We start from the raw sequence: 25,273 nt of genomic DNA on the forward strand, positions 1-25,273 counted from the left end.
ATAAAGCAAAGTATGTATCTTGGTCTCGACTGTTCTACCCAAAGCCTCACGGCCACACTCATAAACGCTGAGTCAGGAACAGTCGAAATCCAGGAGTCCGTTCACTTCGAGACAGAATTACCTCATTACCAAACTCATCATGGCTTCGTGCGCGGCGCGGAACCTGATGAGTTTTTTTGTGACCCCTTGATGTGGGTCGAAGCACTCGATCTTCTCTTAGAGAAGATGAAAAAAAGCAATGCTCCGCTCGATCAAATCAAAGCAATCAGTGGCTCCGCTCAGCAACATTCCACCGTCTACCTCAACCACAACTTCGAACGCACGCTCGCACACCTGCGTTCAGACCTGCCACTGGTAGAACAGCTGAAAGATAGCTTCACTCGTCCTGTATCGCCCATCTGGCTAGATGCATCTACCGTGAAAGAATGCGATGAAATCATCGAAACTCTAGGCGGAAATCGCGAATCCGTGCAACGCACCGGCTCATCCATCATCCCGCGCTTCTCAGCCTCACAAATTCGCAAGCACGCGAAACAATTTCCCGGCCATTGGCAAGACACCTTCAAAGTGCACCTGGTCTCTTCCTTCATGGGCTCACTCATGGTGGGCCACTCAGCGAACATCGACTACGGCGACGGCGCAGGCATGAACTTGATGCACATCACCCGCCGCAATTGGGACAAAAAGATGGCCGATGCCACCGCGCCCGGCACCATCAAGCGCCTCCCTGGCCTCGCCAGCACGACCGACATTGCCGGCACCGTCTCACATTACTTTACCCAACGTTATGGAATTCCTGCAGATGCCAAATGCGCGCATTGGACGGGTGACAACCCGGCCAGCCTTGTTGGCATGGGAGTGACCACCCCAGGCGAATGGGTCATCTCACTCGGCACCTCCTACACCCTCTTTTCAGCCACCCAAACCCCCTTCGTCGACCCCCAAGGCTACGGTCACATCTTTGGCAACCCCCTGGGTAACTATATGTCGCTTTCCTGCTTCAAAAATGGCGCACTAGCGTGCATTGCGCTCAAGGAACAACTCAACATTACCTGGGATGATTTTGATCGAGCACTGCTGGTGCCGCGCACACCAGATAGTCCAGTCAGCTTACCATTTTACGACACTGAAATCACACCTCCTGCTCGCGCAGTGGATCAATCAAAAACCACTGCAGCTTCATTGGTGGATGGCCAATTTCTCAACATGCGCCACCATTCCCTGTGGCATGGCCCAGCGCCAGAGTCGATCGTCGTCACCGGCGGAATTTCACAGAGTGATGGCGTCTGTCAAACCATTGCAAATATTTTCCAACGGCCAATCAAGCGCCTCTACACCCACGCATCGGCCTCTCTCGGAGCAGCGATGATCGCAGCCTATGCCGACGGGCACCAAATCGAGCAGCTCGCCCATGACTTCTGCAAATCAAAGCAACGCCGCGCCATCACTCCCCAGCCCGATTCTGAAGTGATATACACAAGCCTTGGTGAAAAGTTCACAGAACTCCTTTATCGGTAAACAAAAATTGTAAAATCGATCAATTTAATCTCGATTTCTAGTCACGCCATCGCTTTATTTGCTAGGTCATTCAACCACCCACTAGACAAATAAATATGCGTAACATCACACTATTCACTGGCCAATGGGCCGATCTTTCAGCTGACGAACTACTCCCACGAGTCAAAGAAATGGGATACGACGGAGTAGAACTCGCTTGTTGGGGCGACCACTTCGACGTTCAAAAAGCTCTCAATGAAGATGGCTATTGCGAAGCAAAGTGGAAGCAAATCACTGATGCAGGACTGGATTGTTACGCCATTTCCTCGCACCTAGTTGGTCAGGCAGTCTGCGACCCAATCGACTCTCGCCATGAAGCCATCCTCCCCCCGCACATCTGGGGTGACGGCGAGCCAGAAGGCGTGCGCCAACGCGCCGCAATAGAGCTCAGCGAGACAGCACGCGCTGCACGCAAGTTTTTCAACCTTCGTCCTGGTGGTGCGCCAGAACGCGTTGTCGTCAACGGCTTCACCGGCTCCTCCATCTGGGGCGCTCTCTACGCCTTCCCACCAACCTCACAGGAGTACATCCAGGCTGGCTTCGATGACTTCGCAAACCGCTTCAACCCAATCCTCGACGCATTCGAGGCTGAGGACGTCTACTTCGCTCTCGAAGTACACCCGACCGAGATTGCCTTCGACATCGCTTCAGCGGAACGCGCGCTCGACGCACTCGATCGCAACCCACGCTTCGGCTTCAACTACGATCCATCCCACCTCGCCTATCAGGGTGTGGATTACGTGAAATTCATCCATCGCTTCGAAGACCGCATCTACCACTGCCACATGAAAGACGTCTGGTACGGTCACGGTGATGGCTCCGTAGGCGTATTTGGCGGGCACACCGACTTTACCGACCACCGACGCTACTGGGACTTCCGTTCCGTAGGCCGTGGTGACGTCAATTTTGAAGAAATCATCGTAGCACTCAACGACATCAAATACGCTGGCCCGCTCTCTGTTGAATGGGAAGACGGCAGAATGGATCGCTTCTTCGGTGCCAAGGAATCTTGCGAATTCGTCCGCAAGCTAGACTTCACACCGAACGAGAATCTTGCCTTCGACGGAGCATTCGACAACAGCGCGCAAGGCTAGCTCTCACACCTCAACCTTTAATCACAACTTTCTACATATTCTTATGGCTAAAATTCGTATGGGAATGATCGGTGGTGGCCGAGGCGCCTTTATTGGTGCCGTTCACCGCATTGCAGCGGCGATTGACCAACAGATCGAACTCGTCTGCGGCGCGTTCTCCTCTGACCCACAACGCTCCAAAGACTCTGGCTCTGACCTCTACCTTCCTGAAGACCGTTGCTATGGCACCTTCGAGGAAATGATGGAAAAGGAACTCGCACTTCCTGAAAGCGAACGCATGCAATTCGTTGCCATCGTCACCCCAAACCACGTCCATTTCCCAGCCGCTAAGGCTGCACTCGAAGCCGGCTTCCACGTGATGTGTGATAAGCCTGTGACCCTCAACAAAGCTGAAGCCATCGAGCTCAAGTCGATCATCGAAAAGTCCGGCAAGCTCTTCGGCCTCACCCACACCTACTCCGGCTACCCAATGGTCAAGCAGGCACGCCACATGGCCGCCTCTGGCATGCTCGGAGAAATTCGCAAGGTCGTGGTGGAATACCCGCAAGGATGGCTCGCTGACGCCATTGATACCGAAGGTCAAAAGCAAGCAGCATGGCGCACCGATCCAGAGAAGTCAGGCGCCGCAGGCTGCATGGGAGACATCGGCACACACGCTGAAAACCTCGCAGAAGAAATCTCGGGTCTCCACGTCGACGAGCTCGCTGCTGACCTCACCGCTTTCGTTCCTGGCCGCCGTCTTGACGACGATGGCAATGTGCTACTCCGTTTCGAAGGTGGAGCCAAAGGAATTCTCATGGCATCGCAAATCGCCGTAGGTGAAGAAAATAACCTCAACATCCGAGTTTGGGGAAGCGATGGCGGCCTTGAGTGGCACCAAAAAGAGCCAAACACCCTCCTCTTCAAACCTAAGGACCAACCAGCACAGGTCTACCGTACGGGCAATGAATATTGTTGTGATGAAGCGAAAGCAGCCACCCGCACTCCAGCGGCTCACCCAGAAGGCTACCTAGAAGCATTCGCCAATCTCTACCTCAACTTCAGCAAGCACATCCGCGCGGTCGAAGCCGGTGAAGAACCATGCTCAGTCGCCCTCGATTACCCAAAAATCGACGACGGAATCCGCGGCATGGCATTCATTGATGCCGTCGTTGGATCTAGCGCCAAAAACGCAGCCTGGACCAAAATCGAAGCCTAGGCATCGCCAGCAAATATTCGATTGTAGCAATCACCAAAGCCACCCTCTATCCCAGAGGGTGGCTTTTTTTCTCGTCGGCTCTCGCCTCCGAACATCAGCCCCCTGCAACGCGAGTCAACCCGCCGAAAACACCCAGAGCGCAGATCCTACTGAGCAGCAATCACTAAGATATCTCACCTCAATCCCGCAACTGTCGCTTCTAAAAAAACTCTAATTTCATCGTAATTTTTTATTGCATCTCTCTCGTTGCTAGCGTAATCATTCGCCCGCAAGCAGCGCCGAAAGGCTCTAAATGCACACTATCCAACGATAGGCCTATGGTGTAATGGTAACACTCCGGATTTTGATTCCGTCATTCTAGGTTCGAGCCCTAGTAGGCCTACCACTTCTCAAAACAAGCCGCTGAGTCACACTCAGCGGCTTGTTTGTTTTACTCCTTAATTTTTTCTCTCGCAGGTTTACTACCGCACATCTAACATGTTTGGTATGAAACGATTCACAATCACAGCATTGAGTCTAGCGATTATGGGTAGCAACTTGAATGCTCGCACATGGACCAGCTCCGATGGTTCAAGAACCTTTGAAGGGCAATTCAAAAGCTACCATGAAGAATCTGGGATGGTGACGGTCACCAAAGGCTACAAGAAACTTTCATTCCCCCTCACTAAGCTCTCTTTAGAGGACCGTCAGTGGATACGCCTCGAATCTCAAAAGGAAACAACCGCTGAAGATTCCGCCTCGGTCAAAGAACAACTCGCCGAGCAAACTATAGGGAAAAACCTCAAACCCGGAATCCTCGAAAAGCTGGATGGCAACCGCTTCGTACGCGCAGAACTCGACAAAGCTCCAGAATACTACCTGCTTTATTTCTCAGCCAGTTGGTGACCGCCCTGCCGCACTGGAGCGCCACAGTTAGTGGCCAAATACAACGAAATCATCGCCAATCATCCCAGCGTCGAAATGATCCATGTTTCGCTAGATCGAGATGAGAAAGCAGCCCTTCAATGGGCTCAAAAAGAAAACTTCCCCTGGTTTCACGTGCTGCCCGATAAAGTCAAACGATCCAAGCTAGGCAAATACCACACCTCAGGCCGCGTGCCATTTTACGTCCTACTCGACAAAGATGGCACCGTCCAAGCGAAAGGCTCCCCGACAGTCTTCAATACTGCCAAGTCGCTGAAATAATACCGCACTCACCTTCCACATCTCCAAACGCAAAGATCACCACACTCTAACTAAACGCAATATAGTTGCATTTACCTGAAACTTCATGCTACCAGATGTGGCAAATGAAAGCGGAAGGAATCGATGAAAAGCGTTTGAGGATACTCCTAAAGGACTGCGCAACAGGCTTCTATCAACAAATGTACTTCTTGGGGAAGGATGTGATGCACCCGTCTGGCAATCAACTTGAGGCATTTGGCTTTAAAAAAACACCTTCTAAAGGACTCAAAGGCACCAGTTGCTATACCTTAGAACGCGATGGCCTCAGTATCGAACTCCATGGTTCCTGCGCTGCCGCCTACACGCATGAAGGTAGCGTGGTCTTTCTGCGCAAACGCAACAGCTTTTACAGCTGGCTTCCAGAAGAGCCAGTGGTACCCGGCAAATGGACTCAGGATGACATCCGCCGCCAGCCCCCGTGCAAGATGCTAGAATCGCTATGCCCCCTGTTGGAATGGTGGATTGAATATGAGGCCTGGATTGCGGATCGACTGCCAGCGAGTTACCGCAAGTTCTGCCAGTCTGAGTGGCGCAAGCTCAAAAGCATGCCCGTATGGCTCACACCAGAAACAGCCCCACGGTGGGTGGAAGGCCTAATCACCAACAAAGACCAGCAGGCACGACCGAGACACTTCGAACTAGCAAACGCATTGTAAAGTGGCTGAGATGCTTGCTTTTCATTTGCGGTCAATCCGTTAGTATACCCACTGTTATGATATACCCAAAAACCTTCTCTCATATTGGCATCTCAGTACCTGACCTCGAAGCCGCGGTAAAGTTCTACAAAGACGTTATGGGCTGGTACACCATCATGGCTCCCACCACCGTAACAGAAGAAAATGACACAGCTATCGGCAAGATGTGCATCGACGTCTTCGGCACCGGCTGGGGCTCGTTCAAGATTGCCCATATTTCTACCGGTGACAAAATCGGCATCGAGATGTTCGAATTCCCGAACAACTGCACGCCTTCGGAATTCGAATACTACAAGACCGGCACCTTCCACTTCTGTATTCAGGATCCAGACATCGAAGGGCTCGTCGAAAAAATTGTGGCTCATGGAGGTAAGCAACGCATGCCCATCAGGGAATACTACCCGGGCGAAAAACCCTACCGCATGGTCTATGTCGAAGACCCCTTTGGCGTGGTCTTCGAAATTTATTCTCACAGCTACGACCTTACCTACTCGCAGGGCGCGTACCAAGGCTAGCGCGGGCTATATCCACAGCCACTAGGCAAACGTCATCGCCAAATTCGTCAGTGCCACCATGCGCACTGGCGACAGTGAGCACTTTGTCGATCGTGAGACCGCCGGCTCGGCATGGGCTTCCAGCCAAGGCGTTCACGAGCCCCTCAACCCCCAGCTCTTCTCCTGCCGCATTCTCTACTTCATAAATACCATCGGTGTAGAGCAGTATCTGCTCTAGCTCTTCCAGAGCCACCACACAAGATCGATACGGAGCATCTTCGATCATCCCGAGGGCTGGACCGCGCATCGGGGAATCAGGTTCCAGCACACTCACTTTCCCTGCATTACTAACGAGTGGCATCGGATGGCCAGCCGAACTCATCTGCATATCTCCCTTTTCCAGATCCAAAACCATATAACAAGCCGTCGCAAACATCTGAATACCAGCGTGCCCAAAGATATCTACCAATCGCTCATTGAGGATGCTTAAAAACTTCTCGGGAGCTGAGGCCATGGCCTCGCCCTTCTCGATCATTCCACGAATCAGCGCCACCGTGAGAGCAGCTTTCACTCCGTGCCCCATCACATCACAAATCAAAACACCAGCCTTGCTTGAGCTGATTGGAAAGACTTCATAGAAGTCTCCAGCCATCTCGCTGTCGGGCTTGTAAAACGGGGTGAATTGTGCGCGCCATTCCGTCGCAAAATCTCCGCGTGGGAATGAGGCTGGGCTGGCATCTAGCGCCGCTTGCTGGACTTGCTTCGCCAGCTCTAGCTCATCGTAATACCTGGTATTCATATCCTGCAACTTTGCCGTCGCTTGGGTAAGCCGCTGCTGCACTTGTACCATTTCTGTGACGTCACTGGTGACGCCAAAGGTTCCAAGTACTTTGCCATCCGAGTCAAACCAAGGAATCTTGTATGACACCCCCCAGGTATCCGCGTCGCCATTCCAAAGTTCACGAATCAACTTCGGCTTACTCACGCGGTCATTGCGCATCACTGCCAGCTCTTCATCACGTGAAAAGTCAGCGTGCTTCTTATTGAAAAAGTCGTGATCTGACTTACCGAGAATTTGCTGCACGCGGCTCAGGCCCATCTTCTCAGCAGTCGCTTGGTTGGCCATGACAAAGCGTGACTCAAGATCCTTAAAATAAAGGTTGTGTGGGATATTCTCGATCAATTGGTGGAGTAGGAAACGTTCATCATCAAGTTTGATTTCCGTTTCCTTACGCCGAGAAATATCGATCATCGATCCCGCCAAAAACTCCAAGTTGCCGTCACCCCCGAGGATCGCAGAAGCTCGAATTCGCAACCAAGTGACGCCACCATCCATCCGCTTCACTCTGCCCTCAACCGCCATCAATGGATGGTTGTATGGATCCTCTAGCACCAACTGGATCGCGGCCCTCACACGCCGTAGATCCTCAAAGTGAAAGTGCCGCTCAGGATCGAGAAAAATATTGTCATAGCCATCACCTTTAGCACCCAGAAAACTCAGACTACGTGCCGAATACAGGATCTCACCATCCTTGACGCACCATTGCCAGAGTCCCTCATTCGAGGCTCTCAAAGCCAAATCAATCCGTTCTAGTTGCTTCTCATCCATGGCATCGTTCTCAATCTGCAGACCTCACAGAGATCAAACACACATCATCTTCAAAATCATCTTGCTCGGTCCACTGGCAGATCGCCTGAGCAAGCTCGCGACAAGGACGCTCCGCATCCGCAGCCTGCATCGCCAACGCAGCCAAGCGAGCCAAACCCAGAGACTCACCCTGAGGGTTCTTACTATTGCGTGCACCATCCGTGCTAAACAGAAACATCCCAGCCTCAGAGAGAGCAATGCTATGGCTTTTAAACAAGGCGTCACGGTCCACGCCTAGCTCCATCGACGGCTCAAAGTCACCCTCGCTCAGCTCGAGAACCGCATCACACTCAGGGGTGAATACCAAGGGCTCCATATCACCCGCCACCGCCACAGTAGCAATGGCCGTATTAAAATCCATCACCGTGTAACAAGCTGCCGTTGGCAACTTGCCCATTGTCTCGCCTAGTAGGTTAATCATCCCCGCATTGAGACTGTGCAAAAAAAGCGTTGGTTCATCAGCTACCTTCATCGCTTTCTCAATCAAGCCCCGAATCATCGAAACGATGAAGGCTGATCGCACGCCAATCCCAGACACATCGCAGATAAAGACACCTAGCTTTCCATCTGATAGAGGTAGGAGGTCATAGTAATCCCCAGCCAGCTCCAGGGCTGATTGGTAGCTCGAGTCGATCCTAGCGTGCTGGCTGAGGCAATCCACACGTTCCTGCCAGTACCCATCATTCACGGGCAAAATTGCCTGCTGAAGCTCGCGCGCCATCGCCAATTCTTCGCGGTATGATTGCACCTTACTCTGCAGGTCAATGGCCACGTTCTCCAGCTTGCTCTGAAGCAAGCGTAAGCGAGTCACATCAGTCGCAGCACCAAAGGTCCCAATGACCTCGCCATCACGATCAAGCCAAGGATACTTCACCTCCTTGACGAAGGAATCTGGCTTATTCTTCCAGTGCTCGTGGCGAATTTTTTCAGGAATCGGCTCACCACTTTCAATCACACGTAGTTCATCGCGATGGATGCTAGCTGCCGTCTCTGCGGAATAAAATTGCGCGTCGGTATGCCCCACGACATCTTCCATGCTCGAACAGCCCAGCCACTCCACCATCTTGTCATTGACGATGCGATAACGTGAGTAACGATCCTTAAAGTACATCAAAACCGGCACGTTATTGACCACCATTTCTAACATCGAACGCTCGCGCTTCAAGGATTGTTCGTGATTGCAGCGCTCTGAGATATCAATCATCGTGCCCACCAAGCGCTGCACCCTTCCGAGCTCACGCACAATGACCGCACGAATGCGTAACCAACAGACACTCGCATCAATTCGCATGGCTCGGCAGTCGATTGCAAAACATTCGGCCGTTGGATCATCGAGCGCCTGCTGCAAGGTCCTCCGGAAACTCACCAAGTCTTTAGGGTGAATCACTCCATCTGGCTTACGGAAAAAGTTCTCCAAGTCCGAACCTGGGATTCGCCCCAAAAAGGTGTGGATGCTGGTGCTGAAATAAATTGAATCAGACGCGAGTGACCAGTCCCAAATCCCTTCATTTGAGGCATCTAATATGGCGTCGATATTTTGCTGGAACTTAGGATCCATCAGATTGATAGATTAGACACCAAATTGATAGAGAATGCAATTTGATTGGAAATCTATCCCAGTAAATCCGTCACTTTGCCTTATTCCACTCAGCATCCATTTGCTCCAGGCTGGCTCCTTCAAGCGTCTCTCCCCGCGCACGCAAACCAGTCTCTACCTTCTCAAACCGTTGCAGAAACTTACGATTGGTGCAATCGAGCGCGAGCTCTGGATTGATCTTAAGTTTACGAGCCACATTGATGAGTGAGAAAAAAACATCTCCTAGCTCAGCCTCTATATCTTTAAGGTTTCTGGTATTTTCTTCCTGATCTAGCAGCTCCTCTAACTCGGCCACCTCTTCATGCACCTTATCCATCGTCGACTTCAGGTCGGGCCAGTCAAAGCCCACTTTAGCCGCCTTTTTTTGTAACTTCAGTGCTTTGAGTATCGCCGGCAACCCATCACCTACGCCAGCGAGATAAGACTTCTCTTCGATCCCCTTTTCCTGGCGCTTGATCTCATCCCACTGAGTCAGTACGGCATCGGCATCCTGCGCGTCGCTCGATGCGTAAACATGGGGGTGCCGTCGTATGAGTTTCTCCGAAATTTCTTGAGCCACGTCATCAAAAGTAAACTGCCCGGACTCCTCAGCAATTTCGCTGTGAAATACGACTTGGAGTAATAGATCCCCGAGTTCCTCGCGCATGTGCTCGAGGTCACCACGCTGGATCGTATCCACCGTTTCGTATGCTTCTTCTATCAAATGCGGCAGCAGGCTTTGATGGGTTTGTTCAGCATCCCACGGGCACCCACCCGGAGCACGCAGACGGTGCATGATAGCGCGTAGGCGTTCTACTTGTCGTGCTGGCTCAGAGCACTCAACCATTTCTTGATCATTCATTGTTCTTTTGGGAAACATCGAGAAGCTTTTTACGTTCAAGCTCGGTGAGAGAATGAATCCCCTCTGCTGAAACCTTATCGAGAATGCGGTCGATCTCAGAGGCATCTTCACGCATCGAACTCCGAGCTTTGATCTTTGGTTCGTAGCGACGCGTTGCTTTCTTCTTGCGCTGAGGCATCCGCATGGAAGCTCCACTTCCTATGCGCTCCGCCCAGTCCAACAAGCCAGGCTTACGCATCAAGATGAAACCTAGCAAGGCCCCACCAAGGTGCCCTGCCTCGCCACCCGCATTGTTACCATTGATCATCACCGTGAAGACACCAAAGCCAAGAATGATCATGCCAAAAGTCTTCAACTTCATCGGAATCGGCGGGAATAACAACATCACTCGCATGTCCGGAGCCACCACAATCAAAGCCACTAAGATTCCAAAAATCCCAGCCGAAGCCCCCACTAAGACACCAGTTTCTAGCCACCCAACAATCACCAAAAATGAATAGAACAAAGCCCCAGCAACACCACATAACAAGTAGTAGGCAAGGAACCTGCGCGAGCCCATGATCTGCTCCACCGTTGCCCCAAACATGTAGATCGCAAACATATTGAAAAATAAATGAAACAAATCACCATGCAAAAATTGAAATCCTATCAAACGCCAGACCTGCCAATCGTAAAATACAGAAGGCACAGTGAAGGCCAAATACGGAGCCAAACGTCCTAGTCGATCATGCCCAGCACCAGCCACGTCCAGCATGAAGAACAGGATATTGAGGATCAATAGGTACTTGGTAACCGGAGCGCCTTGAAACTTGCTGGCTATCTGATTGCTCATACTTGCTTGATTCATCTAGCAGCAACGGTACGTCCAGATACCAATTCCTGCAAATGAAATCACCAGCAAGCTTTCCTGCTCACCGCAATTCCTCAAATAACAATTTTGCATTGAAGATTTCATCTATCAACCACACATTGCCTCTATGCCGAAGCTGCTGCGCAGAGCCCTACCGCCTATTTTACTTCTTCTTTTTGGAGCGGCAGCCTCATATTATCTGTGCCCGATTGAGCAAGCTGCGGTGAATCAGCAGGTGATCGGCTACCCGAACTCCGTGATTCCAGCCTACGAGCTGCGCCCATGGCTATTGGCAGCCATGTTGTTCATGCCCTTCCTCACCTCGATCTACTACAACTGCTGTGGACTTCTCGATCGCTACACGCTGCGGATTTTCCTCAATTCCTTCGGCATTTGCTTTGGCGCCCTCTTCATCTTGATCATGCTCGAAGACGTGCAGGACAACCTACCCGACTTCATGGAGAACGACGAAGCGCTGCGACTGATGGGCGAATATTACCTCATCAAACTCCCTGCACTGATTTCCTTTATCCTGCCATACACTTTGATGCTCGGATTGCTCTGGGCTCTGGGGAAAATGTCCAAAGCACAAGAAATTGTCTCCATGGTGCAGACTGGCCGCAGTGTCACGCGCATCGTCACCCCATTGATTTCATTTGGTTTCATCTGCACCCTTCTTTGCCTGATCTTCAATTATCATTGGGCTCCCTACGCTGATAGCCAAGAAAGCCGCTTGCTCGAAGAAGCCAAAGGGATCGCCGCCAGTGAAGCCCGTCACGTGGCCTTTCAAAATGACGACGACACACGCCATTGGTACGTAGGAGCCTTTCCCGCTGATGACCAACACGGCAAGCCGCTAAAGTCCGTCAACGTCGCCGAACTGAAAGATGGGGAAATACAATCGCGCATCATCAGTGACAGTGCTGTCTGGGATCAAGAAACTGCTATCTGGACCTTTGAAGCCCCACTCGTTTTCGACTTAAGCTCCAAAGACATCACTGCCACAAAGTATGATGATAATCTCACATTCGATTGGGTAGAAACACCCTTCCAAATCATCAACCCCGGCTTGAAGCCCCACTTTCTGGGCATCCCTGAGCTCACCAGTTGGCTTAGCAACCACCGCGACCACCCGCTTTCTGACAAGCGCTCCTATCTAACTCACTGGCATTACCGTCTGGCCCAACCCTTCATCTGCATGATCACCATCTTGCTCGCAGCGCCACTCGGAGTCGTCTTCAGCAGACGCGGTGTCGGCGGCGGCATCGCCGTAGCCATCTTCCTCTGTGCTGGAATGATCTTCTGCTCCACCGTGTTTCCGACGCTAGGCGAGTCTGGCTACCTCAGCCCCATCGCCGCTGCTTGGGCTACCAATGTCCTATTCACCGTCGTTGCGATGATCCTATTCAAGCGCAGAACCAGTGGTCAGCCGATCTACCAAACAGTGAAAAACTTTTTCACGCCATAGGCTCTCAACCCTGGTAGCTCAGGATGCCGTGCGCGAAAAAACCGCTGACCCGTCATGGCCAGCGGCTTAAAACATGGTTCTATCCCACAAGCTGGATCTCTATCCTAGTAATTGCAGTAGCTCACCGACCTTGTGCTTGCTCTCCATCGGATGCTTGAGGTGCACGTTGTGATCAATCGTGTAGGTGTTTCGACGCCCCACTTTTTCACTGTTGATCACCTCGATCTCAGCGAGTTCCGCGAGAATCTTCTGAACAGCACGCTCGGTGATCCCCACTTGATCTGCTATATCACGGATCCTCGAATCCGGGTTCTTATGCAGCACCAACAACACATGAAAATGGTTGGTTAAAAAAGTCCAATGGGACGATAAATTCGAACGTACTTCACTCATGATCAACGCTCCTGCTTAGCTTAGCTGAGAAGTTCGACTCTCTGCGACTCTAGATCATAGATTGCAGGTACGAGCAGGACTTCACCTTTCTTGGCAAGATCAGCGATGCCAGGGCTACTCTTCTTGATCTCCTCGACCACATGCACTGCATTCTGCGCCGCCACGGCGTCAATGAATGCTGCAGAATCAAAGTCAGTACCTTCAGAGGCATCAGCCTTCGCTTGCTCAATCGCTGGCTGAATCTTGTCGAGCAACTGGGTCAAACTTCCAAGCTCCACGTGCGCACAAGCTCCCTTCACCGCACCGCACTTTGTATGACCGAGCACAATCACCAGCTTCACCTCATTGGCTATTAACGCAAATTCCAGAGAACCCACAATGTCATCATTCATCACATTGCCCGCCACGCGCGCCACAAACAAATCACCCACACCTTGGTTGAACACACGCTCCACTGGCACTCGTGAATCCAGACAGGAAACCACCACCGCTTTCGGAAACTGTGGACTCGCAGAATGCGTCTGATCCCGCTCCCTGTCATAGGCTACCACTTCCCCACTCGCGTAGGCTGCGTTTCCACGTACCAATTCATCCAAAATGTCTTTTGCTGTCGCACTCATTCTCTTGTCGTTTTGTCTAGATACCTCGAGCTCAAGCACCATACCCAAGCACTCAGTACACCTTGGAAATCGCAGCCTCATCGATACATGTCAATTTAAACATGAAATTAATTGCCTATTTCCTATCCAGGTCGACTTCCTGTTAAATCGCCACTTATCCTGGAAAAAGTAGAAGGGCCATCCGCAATTGGATGGCCCTTTTAAAATGGTCGGGGAGACAGGATTCGAACCTGCGACATCCGGCTCCCAAAGCCGGCGCTCTACCAAGCTGAGCTACTCCCCGATATGGAGTGGTTGCACCGGACATACCCCTTGGTTTCCTTGCGGAACCTTGAAGTAAACTTGGTCGCTTTCGCGGTGCGGGCGCAATCTGCACGAATCACTCAGCGATTGCAAGCTCTCTTTTGTTAAAAAAGATATTTTTTTAAGACTCTGAAATGGCGCACAAATTCAAGCATCTTCTTGCTCGTTTACTATCAGTGATTAGGCTCTTGAAAGAGGGCCAGCATCCGCTGATTGTGCGAGCATTCTCACCGCTTGCACCGAATCTTCTGAGCCATAAATCATGATCTGATCGCCTTCATAAATCATACAATCTTTGTCGGGGGCTCCACTAAATTGCCCGTCTGGACGGCTGATATTTAAAATCACCACGCCAATGTCGGAGGGTCGCGATTCACGTAGGCTAAGGGATGCCCACGGGTGCCCATCGACGATGGTCAGCTCAGCCACTGAAAAGCCATCTTGCACCTTGAGTAGCAATTCATAATCTTGGACATCGACGACGCCTGAATGCTTGAGGCTGCGCACAATGATCGAATCAATCGGTGCCTTAACGAGCTTGAGGTTTGCTAAAAATGCAACAGATAAGACGGCCACGATAATGATAAAGAGCTGCAGCCCATTGTTGATCGAACTATTATCCTCATGCATCAAGGTCGCAATCAAAGTGGCCAAGGCAGAGGTAATCCCAATATTCCCCGCCACAATCAAGTGCAACACGATGCGACGGCGCGCAGGGTGACGCATCACTAGCTCAGCTTCATTGGTGGTGTAGCCCACACCAAAGAATGCCGAGGCAGCCTGAAACTGCGCAGCCTGTGCAGAAACGCCAGTAAGTTGCAGCGCATTCGAGCCGATGCGTACCGCCAACAATGAAAGCAAAACGATGGTGAGAAGCACAGAGAGTGAAGCCATGATCAATACTTGCTAGATTATGCAGAACGAAGCAAGCGCTTCTTCTCTCCGAAGATCAAGCGCGTCATTGACAATGCTTCGATGTGAACGACAATGCCCGAACTGTCATCTATGATACTCGACCGCCTCAAATCCATCCCAGTGATCGTTGCCATTTCGCTCGTGAACATCTTGTTCCGTTACATGAAGGTCGAAACCACCTGGCTCATTGGCGACATCGTGGGCGCTATCGGCTACCGCATCATGCCAAAGCGCCGTGCAATCATCGACAACAACATGCGCATCGTCGCCAAGCAGCATCCTGAGGTAGTGCCATCTCCGGCCCTCAGTGAAGCCATCTTCCGCCGCAATGTTTCTCAGCTTGCCTGCACACTAAAAACATACGGCATGACGCCTGAGCAACTCAGCGAGCACATCACCATCCACATCTCCACAGAATACCAGCAAGCAATCCTCAACAACAGCGGAGCAGTACTCTGCCTAGCCCACATGGGTAACTGGGAGATTCTCACCAAAATCAGCTCTCTCCTCGACCCCGAACCTAAAAAATTCGGCGCAGTCTACCGCCCACTCGACAGCAAAGCAGCCGATCGCTACGTTGCTCAGCAACGCGAAGAGTACCATTGCCAGATGTTCCCGAAATCAACCTCACCCAGCAAACTGGCAAACTTCATCCGCAATGGCGGTATTCTTGGTGTTTTGGCCGATCAACGATCTGGTGGACCAAAGAATACACGTCCCTTTTTTGGCATCGATTCAGCCCGCAGCAAGCTCCCAGCAATACTCCACTTACGCACCCAAGCCCCACTGTTCAGCCTCAGCCTCAGCTCTCCTGAGCCAGGCCAATGGCTGGTAGAGATTCTCCCAGTCGACCTATCAAAATGCTCTGCTGAGCCGCAGCGTGATGAGGTCATTGATGCCATCACCGCATCCTACGAGAAGAGCTTTAGCAAGCATCTGCTCGATGTGTTCTGGCTCCATCGCTACTGGGCATAATCGACTGGGCACTCACGCATCACGTGGCCAGAGGCGATCGAGCATAGCGCCTTGGATTCCCTCCATTGTAGCGCGTTCATCTGCCGCTGCGTCCTCATGCCCGGAAAGATGGAGCAAGCCATGAATGATATAGAGCATCAGCTCCCGCTCCATGCTATGGCCATACTCAGCAGCATAGCTTTTTGCAGTCTCCACACTGACCACGATCTCACCATGCGCAAAGGTGATCACGTCAGTAGCACCTGGGATATCCATGAAGTCTCGGTGCACTTGGTCAATCGTGGGGTCATCAACAATACTGACCTCCACGAGCTCTAAGTCCGGCAACACACCACCGCCATGCGACGGATTTTCCAGAGCCATCGGGAGAGCGAGCCTCCCGAGTGCTTCAAATTTCTCCAAGACGTCACCAGCAATGGCGATCACTTCTTGATTGTTGTATACCTCAAGCATCCCCATCGTCAGCTTTCACCAATTGGCGTTCAGACATCTTAGCCACTGACTCGGGGCGGTCTTCCACGCGCAACTGCAAGCTCGATGGACGGCCAGCAGCGCGGCGCTCAGCATCGTTCTTTCGGTCTTCCTCTTTCGGATAATCAATGCGTGAATGCAGCATATTGCGCAGCGTCTTACTAAAGCTTCCTCGCACCAGCTGGAGTTCACGCAATGTGAGGCCACAGTCGTCAAGCTGCCCTTCAGCGATTCGCTTGTTGATGATGTCATCGACGAGTGAAGAAATCTTTGCTGGAGTCGGTTTTTTCAAACTACGGGAAGCACTCTCGACACTGTCGGCCAGGCTGATGATCCCGCTCTCAGGAGTGCGGGGGCGCGGGCCCGGGTAGCGGAAGTTTTCCTCATTCACATCCGGAAGGTCCTCCATGTTCTCTAAGCCTTGACCAGCTTTTGATTCGGCCATTTTTCGAGCTTCACGTGCCTTGTGGTAGAAATAATAGACAAGGGAATCACCATGGTGTTCACGGATCACATCCACGATCATTGGGTTGAGCTTGTGCTTCACCGCCAAATCGACCCCATCTTTCACGTGGGCAATGATGATCAATGCTGACATACTCGGCGTGAGCGCATCATGCGGATTCACATCACCCTGGTTCTCAATAAAGTACGTGGGCTTCTTCAACTTACCAATATCGTGAAAATAAGCGCAAACACGGCACTGCGTGGCATTGGCCCCCACTTCTTCAGCAGCAGTTTCAGCCAATGACGCCACAATCAAGCTGTGATGAAATGTCCCGGGAGCCTCAAGCTGCATACGACGCAGCAATCGATGGTTCAAATCACTCATCTCCAACCAACTAATATTGGTGGTGATTCCAAATAAAGACTCAATGATTGGTAAAATCCCCCCCACGACCATCGTCACAAACATCGACACCCCAATCACAGCCAGAGTCTTCAAGCCAAACTCTCGGAACAACACAGAATCGCCTGGAATGAGAACCAACTCAAACATCACCGAAAGCAACAAGACTCCAATGCCCGCGTAGAAACCTGCACGTAAAATGTCGCTGCGGCGGCGCACTTGCTTCGTCAGCATCACCACCGTGAGGCCAGCAATCAAGCTCAACACCATGTATTGCAAACGGAAATCAACAGGCACTAGGGTGGCCCCCAGCAATGTCACCACGTAGCTGGTATACATTCCACTCAGACGCCCCAACAACACCGTGTTGGTAAGAGGAGCAATGAGGAATGGTACCAAGAGCAACGAATAACTCGGATCTAGCTTCATGGCCTCCACCACGAAACTGACAGCGTGGATCAAGCTGAGCTGGACCGCCATACTGCCGAAAAGCAAGATCGCTCGGCTGTTCTTCACCTTGTGCTGATGCTGCACATCAAAGATGACGATCAAGCCGATCACTAAGAAGGTAGCCACAAAAATGGCGTTAGACGAAGCAATGTGCCCCAAGACACTGCTGCTGTAGACCAAAAAGGACACAAGAACAATGAACAAGGTATAAATGAGCACCCGGAAAAAGGGGCTGCGCTCCATCGACCCCGCCATCTGGCGTTCACCTGGCGTCCTGCGTTTCTTCCCAGAAGACAACCCCTTCAAGGCAAGTTGCCTACGCTTAATTAAATCAAAAAATCCCAAAATGCTGTCGTTGAATTATCGCATTGGTGGGGTACCCCCGGAGGCCAACGCTGAGTCCGAATGTGTATACCGCTCAGCCAAACTAATCAACTAACAAATCAGTCACAAACCACAGCTTGCGCCACATGATTCTTGCACAAGCGCCACGTTTAAAATCACTATTTCAGCCAAGGTCAAGCTTCCCCCATGGCAGTCTAAGCCACACGTTCTGGCTGGCTATGACGCCTCAGCTGGTGCGACTAAGTGCCACCATTTCACCCGAATTGGGCACATCGCCGCATCAAGATGGCCCCCTCATGCCGGAGGATGAAAAAGATCTATCGCATCAATGCCTGACAAAAATAGCCCTTTCACCAAGGAAATTCTCTTCCCTGATTGTCAATACCGCCGCAGCCTGGCAGGCCCAGCTTGAATCAGCCGAAAAATGCTTTAACAATCCTAATCATTTTCTTATCTTGGGGCGGCGGACCAGCGTCTAGAGCATCCACTTCATCCGTGAGATCGCGTCAGCTGCAATTTTTTTCGAACACAATCTTGAAAATTGTGACTACTGAGTCTCTGATCCATTTAGTGACTCGCTGCTGAAATGATGAAGCAGCCAACTAGCTTCTACTCATGCCGCGGATCATACATTATCTCCTCAGTTTCTTTTTAACGGCAACGATGCTCCACGCCCAAGAGCTTACGCCACGTCGCTGGAGCCACCTCCCAATCGACACCAACTTTGCCGGGACCGCCTACGTCTACACCGACGCAGACATCTTCATTGATCCAGTTCTCCAAGTGGAAGACCTTCAAGCTGATATTCACACCCTCGCCTTCCGCTACATTCGAAGCCTCGAATTCCTAGGGACGACCTCGCGCTTCGAGATCGGCCAAGCGGTGCAAGATGGCACATGGCAGGGCCTGCTGCAAGGAGAGCCAGCCAGCACCACGCGTCGTGGCCTTACCGACACGGTGATGCGCTTTTCCTCGATCCTTTATGGAGCCCCGCCACTGAAAGGCAAAGCATTCAAAGAATACCGCCAACAAGCCTTTGAGCAAGAGACACTCATCGGGGCAGCACTGATCGTCCAGCTTCCCACTGGCGACTACAGTGCTGAGCAATTGATCAACATCGGCAGCAACCGCTTCACCTTCCGCCCTCAGTTCGGGGTGATTCACCAACGCCGCAAATGGACCTATGAGCTCTCCACTTCAGCTTGGATCTATTCGGATAATGACAAATTCTGGCAAGGTACCAAACGCCAGCAGGATCCCTTCTACACCCTCCAAGGGCACGTCATTTACACCCACCGACCGGGCGTTTGGTGTAGCGCCAGCACCGGCTATGGGGTCGGTGGACAGAACCGCATCGACGGCATTCACAAAGCTGACTCAGGAGAGAACTTTGCCTTCTCACTCGCCGCTGGCTACTCACTCACCAAGCGACTCGGCCTCACTCTGAGCTACACCGGAACCCGCACCCAAACCGAGAAGAGCTTCGATAGTAACAACTATGCTCTCGCCTTATCTTGGCTTTGGTAAGCCCCCCCCGTATCCATGATCAATCTCATCATCATCGTCGTGGCATTAGGTTTAGGCTCGTACCTGTCCTTCTCACCAACGCTACGACGCTCAAGCAAGTGGCAAGCACTGGTCACCCCCTTGGCCTCGATTATGGGGAGCGGCTTCCTCGTCAGCGCCCCGCTACTCGGAGGGCTCGTAGGCAATCGTGCCCTGCTCTGCATGGCCGTGCTCTTGTTGCTAGCGTATGCTGTGGGTTCCGCTGTGCGCTTCAACATCCGGCATTTCGAACCAGTAGAAAACGAACGGGGACCCGCGCAATCAATTGCCTTTGTCTCACGCATCGTCCTCGCTGGCGCATACTTTGTCTCGGTGAGCTACTACCTCCAGCTGCTCGCCGCGTTTGTCGGTCAGGCGCTGGGTATCACCGATCCTCACACTACCAACCTCTTCACCACCGCCTTGCTCCTCCTCATTGGCGGCATTGGCATGTGGCGAGGTCTCGGCATGCTAGAGTTTTTAGAAAAATACGCGGTCAGCCTAAACCTCGGCATGATCGCCTCCTTGCTGGTCGCCCTCGGCATCTATAACATCGAACTCTTAGGTGAAGGGAAATGGCAGCTTGCCAACATCTCATCAGTGATCGACTTCCATGACATGCGTGTGCTGCTAGGGCTACTCATCGTGGTCCAAGGCTTTGAGACTTCACGCTACCTTGGTGAAGCGCACTCCGCTGATGAACGAATCCAGACCATGCGCTGGGCCCAGCTGCTCTCATCGTGCATTTATCTCATTTTCATCGGGCTTGCTACGGTACTCTTCCATGAAGGCTTAGGCTCGGATGTCACTGCCATCACCGAGTTGATCCGGCCAGTGGCACTCCTCCTACCCATCCTGATTGCCATCGCCGCTGTGGGCAGCCAGTTCAGTGCCGCTGTGGCAGACAACGAGGGAGCCGGTGGACTCATTCGCGACATCAGCCGCAAGAAAATCTCTCCCCGTTTCGCCTACGCACTGATTCTTGTTATCACAGTTGTCCTGACCTGGGCCACCGATGTGAATAGCATCATCGCCGTCGCCTCTCGTGCCTTTGCCCTCTTTTACATGCTTCAGTGTGTCGTTGCCTTACTCATGGCCAAACAACTGCCACAGCTTAAAAGCCGCGGCCTGCAAATGACTCTCTTCGCCGGCCTAACACTAGCGTGCCTGCTAGTCTTCATTCTCGGCATTTCTTCAGAGTAACAGCCTCACCAAGAAGGGGTAGAACTCATACATTCTGAAACATTCTAAGCTTCAAGGATAGATAGATCGCCCCCAACATGATGACACACTCAACGAGCAGCGAAAGCGCCGCCTGTGACGATAGAATGAGCTCCATAGTACTAGGGAATTGTGCCTGACCATGAAAGATCAGCTGATAGCACAAATACATCACACTCGTCTGCAATAGATAGACGATAACACATGCTACTAGCCTTCTATCTGCAGAGACACTCGCCGTCACAAAATACACCAAAAAGCTGATCAAATACGTCCAATGATCCAAAGATAACGCATACCACTGGGCCAAGATCGTCTGTAGTGAAACGAGCAATAGGCCAAGCAATAAGCCCAGTATAATGGCTGACGGGAGTCTCATAGCTATATGTAGATCTATAATGTTAGATCTAACAAATACTACCACATTTCACCATGATCGCTATCCGATAAACATACTAGTTGCTAGAGACTAACAACGAATCCGTAATGGAGGATCAGTGAGCCCTTCAATCTACGGTGATATTGACAGCACAGAACTTATAGCTTGGCTGGCGTGAGTACGGATCAAAGGAGGCGATGGTTAGCTTATTTGCCTTGGCATAATGCATTGGCATAAACAACTGGCCTGGATAAACACTAGGGGTGACGCTCGCTGTCACCTCCACAGTAGAACGGCGGGAAACGATCTTGATCTTACTATTCGGCCTGATTCCTAGTCCTTTGGCATCGTCAGGGTGGATCTCAACGTAGATCTCTGCTGGGTGTAGCTTGCGCAGCACCTCAGACTTGATGGTGCGGCTCTGGGTATGCCATTGGGCGGAGCTTCCACGCCCAGTGAGAAGAACGTATGGGAATTCCTCATCGGTATCTTCCAAGACCGGCGTAGCGTCGCCGAAGACAAATTTAGCCTTTTGATCTGGATGGTAGAATTTGCCGTCTTCAAAAAGGCGACGCTGATTGTCACGGGAGAGTGCCGGCACATCCTCCGCACGGCACGGCCATTGGATGCCTCCGAATTCGTCCACCATCTGATAACTCGAAATGCCTGTCATATCGCACGCTTGTCCTGCACTGAGCTCGGTAAGCATCTTGAACACGGCCTCTGGGCTACTCCACTTGGCGAAACGCTCACTCACCCCCCAATAATGGGCAATCAAACGGAAAATATTGAAGTCGGAGAGTGCCTGACCAGGTGCTTCTGCCACCTTCTTCACCAAGCCTACTCTGCGCTCGGAATTGATAAACACCCCATCTTTTTCAGCCCAGCCCGCAGCAGGTAACACAAGATCTGCTTGTTGAGCAGTTTCGGTGCTACTGTACATGTCTTGCACGACGAGGAAATCGAGCTTCTCCATCGCCTCGCTGTACTTGTCCTGCTGGATCCAGGAATGCGATCCATTCGTCGCGAGAACCCAGAGACCTTTAATCTTTCCGGCATGAATTCCATCGACAATTTGATCGTAGGTCCAGCCCAGCTCTTTGGTGATGTTTTCAGCACCCACCCCGGTGATGGCGCCCACCTTTTCACGATGGGCCTCATTGGCAAAATCGTGGCCACCTAGAAGGTTGGTAGTGTTGGAAAAAAGGCGCGATCCCATGGCGTTACACTGGCCGGTGATCGAGTTGGCCCCTGTGCCTGGGCGACCAATGTTGGCTGTCATCAACGCGAGGTTGATGATCGCTTGTGCAGTACGCACCCCTTCGTGGCTCTGGTTGACTCCCATGGTCCACCAGAATGAGACGCGCTCACCCTTATGGATTGTTTCTGCAAGCTTGAGCATCTGCTCAGGACTGATGCCCGATTGTTGCTGCACAAATTCTGGGGTAAAGCTAGCCACATGGGTTTCAAACTCTGCAAAGCCATTGCAATGTTCAGCAATGAAACCACGGTCTACCCATCCTTGATCGATTAGAACTTTAGCCAATCCGTAAAAGAAACTGAGATCCGACTTGGGCAAAATCGGGTAGTGTTGCGTGCCTGCCACTGCGGTCTCGGTACGGCGTGGATCGATCACCACGATCTCAGGGTTGTGCTTGTTGCGCTCAATGCGCTGCCACATGATCGGGTGTGCAATACATAGGTTCGAACCGACTAGAATGATCACATCGGATTCTTCAAAATCTTGGTAAGTGTATGGAGGTGCGTCAAAGCCGAAGCTTTGCTTGTAGGACACCACAGATGTCGCCATGCATTGGCGTGTGTTGCCGTCGCCGTGTTTGATCCCCATGCCGAACTTACTCAAGGCCCCGAGGAATGCCATTTCTTCGGCCACAATCTGTCCAGTACTGATGAAGGCTACCGATTCCTCTCCATGCTCAGCTTGAATCTCTTTAAAGCGCCCACAAAAAGTCTCCATTGCCTCCTCCCAGCTCACAGCTTCGAGCTCACCACCACGTTGCTTACGCAGCATGGGAGTGGTCGCACGGTCATCTGACTCCAACGGCGTCAAGGCCTCCCAACCTTTAGGACACGCCATCCCTAAGTTGACAGGGTAATTGGTGGAAGGAGTGAGTGACACAGCCTTGCCATCTTTGAGGTGGACATTCAAACCACAACCCGTGGAACAAAAGCCACAAACTAAGTTGGTGGTGGCGTCTGGCTTCACGCTAGTGGGCACCTGACCTAGCCCAAACTTTCCAGGACTACGCAGCAACTCAGCCGTCTTTGGGCCTTTCCATTGACGGATCGGCGGCAGCGACTGAGCGAGTTTTTTTGCGAGTGTTTTCATGGATTAATGGGCTTGAATTCTGGAAAGCTCACCAGGCATCTTCAGTGTCACCACAGCCTGGAAGAAAATACAACGTTCGAGGAGTTCGCCAAGGATCACCGCAGGAAGGATCAAGGCCCCAAGAGCGGGCACGAGTGTTGCAAACATTGCAGCCACTGCAGCCACTGCGAAGGCGGCCCATCGGATGCTTAGTGTCTTGCGCAGGGAGTATAGTTGGATCATGCCGCTCTTCTTGGAGAAGCTCCAAGCATCCTCTCGCGCCGGCAGGATCAGACTAGCTTCAACGACCGCTTTAAATAAGATAGAGACGAGCATCCCCACGGACAACCACGCACTCACAGTCCCCACAGAAACTAGCTCAGAAAAGGATAACACCGCAAAGGCTCCAACCAGCGAAGACCCAACAAAACGACCGAGTGTCTTCCACATACTCCAGAACTCACGCTTCGTGTCCACATAAACCATCACTGAGCAAAAGACCGACACAAGGCCGAGGAAAAAGGCCATTGCCCCAGCTCCTAGGGTGAGCCACTGAGGAACTTCAAACACCAAAGCCTCAGGTAAAAGCCCACTGACTGCAGGGTACTAGATCAAGGCGGCATACACCATCAACGCGGGCATCCAAGCCCCAAAGAGCACCACCTCGCGGCTGAGCCATGAAGTCTTGAGGCCTAGAAATACCCTCCAGGCACCCAGCGGGCTGCCTAAGTGGAGCAGGCTGGCGACCAAGCCAACCTTCCCTAAAACCACTGCCGCTGTGATCGCGACAAGCGATGTCGTACTGGAGCTATAGAGGTCAAAGGCTCTCGCTAGCAGATCAATGCCGCTGGCCCCTACAGCCACCTGAGTCAGCACCAACATCCACACCAAAGGTACGTGGTTGTGTGATGGAGTCAGATCATTCTCATCCGCAGCCTCCATGGACTTGCTGAGATCGCGTTTGCTTCGGAAATTAGTAGTTGGCAAGGTGTAATCAGAGCGGAACGCACCCGCCACCATAGAGCCACCCTCAAGTGACTTCTGACGTGATTCCTCGATATTCACCAACTGAATAGATATTGCACCATTCGGGCAGGACTGGACACAAGCAGGAGCTTCCCCCTCGGCGAGGCGCTCGTGACACATGTCGCACTTGCGTACGATCCCAAGCGCGTCGTCATACTTGGGTACATCATAGGGGCACTTCAAAGAGCAATACTGGCAACCGATGCATTGATCATCGAGATGCTTTACCACACCAGTATCTTCGAGCTTTTCATAAGCACCTACTGGGCAACCACTCAAGCAACCAGGATCGATGCAATGGTGACATGCTGAGGTAACCGTCTGCTGCTGTGGTTCGTTATCCACCACCCCGCGGATGGTGCCGATGTCACGCCATGATTCTTTCTCTTTGAGTCCATTGAGGCTGTGGCAAGCGACAACACAAGCCTTGCAGCCGGTGCACTTGTCCATGTCCACTTCAAAGGCGTATTGCTCACCTGTCGATGGCTTACGAATGGGGATAAGATCTTTGTAGTAGCGCGCCTGAATCGGCGAAACAGCGTCGGAATGCTTTTGACTAAAACGCTCAATAGCGGTGAGCGAGCGCTGCTCTTCGAGCAGGGCATCCACCAGGGTGCGCTCAGAAGTAGCGGCACGCTCTAGCTCTAGAGCATCCACCTTTTCCTCCTCCTTCACTCCTGATGGCATCAACGTCATACCCTGTAAAAAGCACATTGTGTGCCATGGGAGCCGCATTCACCATGAGTGAAAATCACAGAAGACCATGAATCAAAATCATCCAACCG

General features: G+C 51.9%; 23 protein-coding genes, 2 tRNA genes and 1 pseudogene. 13 read left to right on the forward strand and 13 right to left on the reverse strand.

Going from position 1 to position 25,273, the window contains the following annotated elements; translation table 11 throughout:
• The first annotated feature begins 12 nt into the window (after positions 1–12).
• From F454_RS14155 to F454_RS0104365, 8 genes and pseudogenes are all read left to right on the forward strand, one after another.
• Positions 13–1,518, forward strand: coding sequence for a xylulokinase (locus F454_RS14155; RefSeq protein ID WP_018969402.1), 1,506 nt, complete (start codon positions 13–15; stop codon positions 1,516–1,518).
• 95 nt (positions 1,519–1,613) lie between these two features.
• The gene (locus tag F454_RS0104335; protein ID WP_018969403.1) at positions 1,614–2,651 is read left to right on the forward strand and encodes a sugar phosphate isomerase/epimerase family protein; all 1,038 of its coding nucleotides are present in this window, start codon (positions 1,614–1,616) and stop codon (positions 2,649–2,651) included.
• A gap of 43 nt (positions 2,652–2,694) precedes the next feature.
• Positions 2,695–3,849, forward strand: coding sequence for a Gfo/Idh/MocA family protein (locus F454_RS0104340; RefSeq protein WP_018969404.1), 1,155 nt, complete (start codon positions 2,695–2,697; stop codon positions 3,847–3,849).
• 311 nt (positions 3,850–4,160) lie between these two features.
• A tRNA-Gln gene (locus F454_RS0104345) sits at positions 4,161–4,234 on the forward strand.
• Between the two features lie 101 nt (positions 4,235–4,335).
• A complete protein-coding gene (locus F454_RS0104350; protein WP_156817127.1) occupies positions 4,336–4,734 on the forward strand; it encodes a hypothetical protein in 399 nt (132 codons plus the stop codon).
• A 12-nt stretch (positions 4,735–4,746) separates the two neighbouring features.
• Positions 4,747–5,034: pseudogene (locus tag F454_RS0104355) on the forward strand (thioredoxin-like domain-containing protein); the annotation flags it as partial.
• 104 nt (positions 5,035–5,138) lie between these two features.
• Entirely contained in the window at positions 5,139–5,729 is a 591-nt protein-coding gene (locus F454_RS0104360) for a hypothetical protein (RefSeq protein ID WP_156817128.1), read from the forward strand.
• A gap of 56 nt (positions 5,730–5,785) precedes the next feature.
• On the forward strand, positions 5,786–6,283 hold the full coding sequence (locus F454_RS0104365; RefSeq protein ID WP_018969408.1) for a lactoylglutathione lyase family protein: 498 nt from the start codon (positions 5,786–5,788) through the stop codon (positions 6,281–6,283).
• Here the strand turns inward: F454_RS0104365 and F454_RS0104370 are convergent.
• The 4 genes from F454_RS0104370 to F454_RS14160 form a co-directional block, all read right to left on the reverse strand.
• Positions 6,252–7,871, reverse strand: coding sequence for a SpoIIE family protein phosphatase (locus tag F454_RS0104370; protein ID WP_018969409.1), 1,620 nt, complete (start codon positions 7,869–7,871; stop codon positions 6,252–6,254). The genes F454_RS0104365 and F454_RS0104370 overlap by 32 nt on opposite strands.
• A 10-nt stretch (positions 7,872–7,881) precedes the next feature.
• The gene (locus tag F454_RS0104375; RefSeq protein ID WP_018969410.1) at positions 7,882–9,468 is read right to left on the reverse strand and encodes a SpoIIE family protein phosphatase; all 1,587 of its coding nucleotides are present in this window, start codon (positions 9,466–9,468) and stop codon (positions 7,882–7,884) included.
• A 70-nt stretch (positions 9,469–9,538) separates the two neighbouring features.
• Entirely contained in the window at positions 9,539–10,348 is an 810-nt protein-coding gene (gene mazG, locus F454_RS0104380; RefSeq protein WP_018969411.1) for a nucleoside triphosphate pyrophosphohydrolase, read from the reverse strand.
• Positions 10,341–11,180: a rhomboid family intramembrane serine protease gene (locus tag F454_RS14160; protein ID WP_051083280.1), complete on the reverse strand. Its 840-nt coding sequence runs from the start codon at positions 11,178–11,180 to the stop codon at positions 10,341–10,343. Before F454_RS14160 ends, mazG begins: the two co-directional genes overlap by 8 nt.
• A 145-nt stretch (positions 11,181–11,325) precedes the next feature.
• Between F454_RS14160 and F454_RS0104390 the strand changes: the two genes are divergently transcribed.
• Positions 11,326–12,666 (forward strand): LptF/LptG family permease, encoded by a 1,341-nt coding sequence (locus F454_RS0104390; protein ID WP_018969413.1) that lies wholly within the window; start codon positions 11,326–11,328, stop codon positions 12,664–12,666.
• 99 nt (positions 12,667–12,765) lie between these two features.
• Here F454_RS0104390 and F454_RS0104395 read toward each other — a convergent pair whose 3' ends face one another.
• From F454_RS0104395 to F454_RS0104410, 4 genes are all read right to left on the reverse strand, one after another.
• Positions 12,766–13,059, reverse strand: coding sequence for a helix-turn-helix transcriptional regulator (locus F454_RS0104395; protein WP_026292701.1), 294 nt, complete (start codon positions 13,057–13,059; stop codon positions 12,766–12,768).
• 20 nt (positions 13,060–13,079) lie between these two features.
• Entirely contained in the window at positions 13,080–13,679 is a 600-nt protein-coding gene (locus tag F454_RS0104400) for a carbonic anhydrase (protein ID WP_169334317.1), read from the reverse strand.
• A gap of 206 nt (positions 13,680–13,885) precedes the next feature.
• Positions 13,886–13,962: transfer RNA gene (locus F454_RS0104405), tRNA-Pro, on the reverse strand.
• Positions 13,963–14,162: 200 nt separating this feature from the next.
• Positions 14,163–14,876, reverse strand: a complete 714-nt coding sequence (locus tag F454_RS0104410; RefSeq protein WP_018969416.1) for a TrkA C-terminal domain-containing protein — start codon at positions 14,874–14,876, stop codon at positions 14,163–14,165.
• Between the two features lie 111 nt (positions 14,877–14,987).
• On the opposite strand from F454_RS0104410, the gene F454_RS0104415 reads away from it, so the two are divergent.
• Positions 14,988–15,872 carry a lysophospholipid acyltransferase family protein gene (locus F454_RS0104415; protein WP_018969417.1) on the forward strand — a complete coding sequence of 295 codons (885 nt, stop codon included), beginning with the start codon at positions 14,988–14,990 and terminating at the stop codon, positions 15,870–15,872.
• Between the two features lie 12 nt (positions 15,873–15,884).
• On the opposite strand, the gene ybeY is transcribed toward F454_RS0104415, so the two are convergent.
• Positions 15,885–16,325 (reverse strand): rRNA maturation RNase YbeY, encoded by a 441-nt coding sequence (ybeY, locus tag F454_RS15560; protein ID WP_051083281.1) that lies wholly within the window; start codon positions 16,323–16,325, stop codon positions 15,885–15,887.
• Positions 16,318–17,949 carry an HD family phosphohydrolase gene (locus F454_RS0104425; protein WP_205618988.1) on the reverse strand — a complete coding sequence of 544 codons (1,632 nt, stop codon included), beginning with the start codon at positions 17,947–17,949 and terminating at the stop codon, positions 16,318–16,320. Before F454_RS0104425 ends, ybeY begins: the two co-directional genes overlap by 8 nt.
• A gap of 164 nt (positions 17,950–18,113) precedes the next feature.
• Between F454_RS0104425 and F454_RS16275 the strand changes: the two genes are divergently transcribed.
• The 3 genes from F454_RS16275 (at position 18,114) to F454_RS0104440 (ending at position 20,736) form a co-directional block, all read left to right on the forward strand.
• On the forward strand, positions 18,114–18,467 hold the full coding sequence (locus F454_RS16275; protein ID WP_156817130.1) for a hypothetical protein: 354 nt from the start codon (positions 18,114–18,116) through the stop codon (positions 18,465–18,467).
• 184 nt (positions 18,468–18,651) lie between these two features.
• Positions 18,652–19,515 carry a transporter gene (locus F454_RS0104435; RefSeq protein ID WP_018969420.1) on the forward strand — a complete coding sequence of 288 codons (864 nt, stop codon included), beginning with the start codon at positions 18,652–18,654 and terminating at the stop codon, positions 19,513–19,515.
• Positions 19,516–19,530: 15 nt separating this feature from the next.
• Positions 19,531–20,736, forward strand: a complete 1,206-nt coding sequence (locus F454_RS0104440; protein ID WP_018969421.1) for a hypothetical protein — start codon at positions 19,531–19,533, stop codon at positions 20,734–20,736.
• 524 nt (positions 20,737–21,260) lie between these two features.
• Here F454_RS0104440 and F454_RS0104450 read toward each other — a convergent pair.
• The 3 genes from F454_RS0104450 to F454_RS15570 are packed head-to-tail and all read right to left on the reverse strand — an operon-like array spanning position 21,261 to position 25,175.
• Positions 21,261–23,483: a molybdopterin oxidoreductase family protein gene (locus F454_RS0104450; RefSeq protein WP_018969423.1), complete on the reverse strand. Its 2,223-nt coding sequence runs from the start codon at positions 23,481–23,483 to the stop codon at positions 21,261–21,263.
• Positions 23,484–23,486: 3 nt separating this feature from the next.
• Positions 23,487–24,032, reverse strand: a complete 546-nt coding sequence (locus F454_RS15565; protein ID WP_156817132.1) for a hypothetical protein — start codon at positions 24,030–24,032, stop codon at positions 23,487–23,489.
• 36 nt (positions 24,033–24,068) lie between these two features.
• Complete coding sequence (locus tag F454_RS15570) at positions 24,069–25,175, reverse strand: DmsC/YnfH family molybdoenzyme membrane anchor subunit (RefSeq protein WP_051083282.1); 1,107 nt, start codon at positions 25,173–25,175, stop codon at positions 24,069–24,071.
• Positions 25,176–25,273: the final 98 nt, after the last annotated feature.

Source organism: Rubritalea marina DSM 17716 (assembly GCF_000378105.1).
GTDB lineage: Bacteria > Verrucomicrobiota > Verrucomicrobiia > Verrucomicrobiales > Akkermansiaceae > Rubritalea > Rubritalea marina.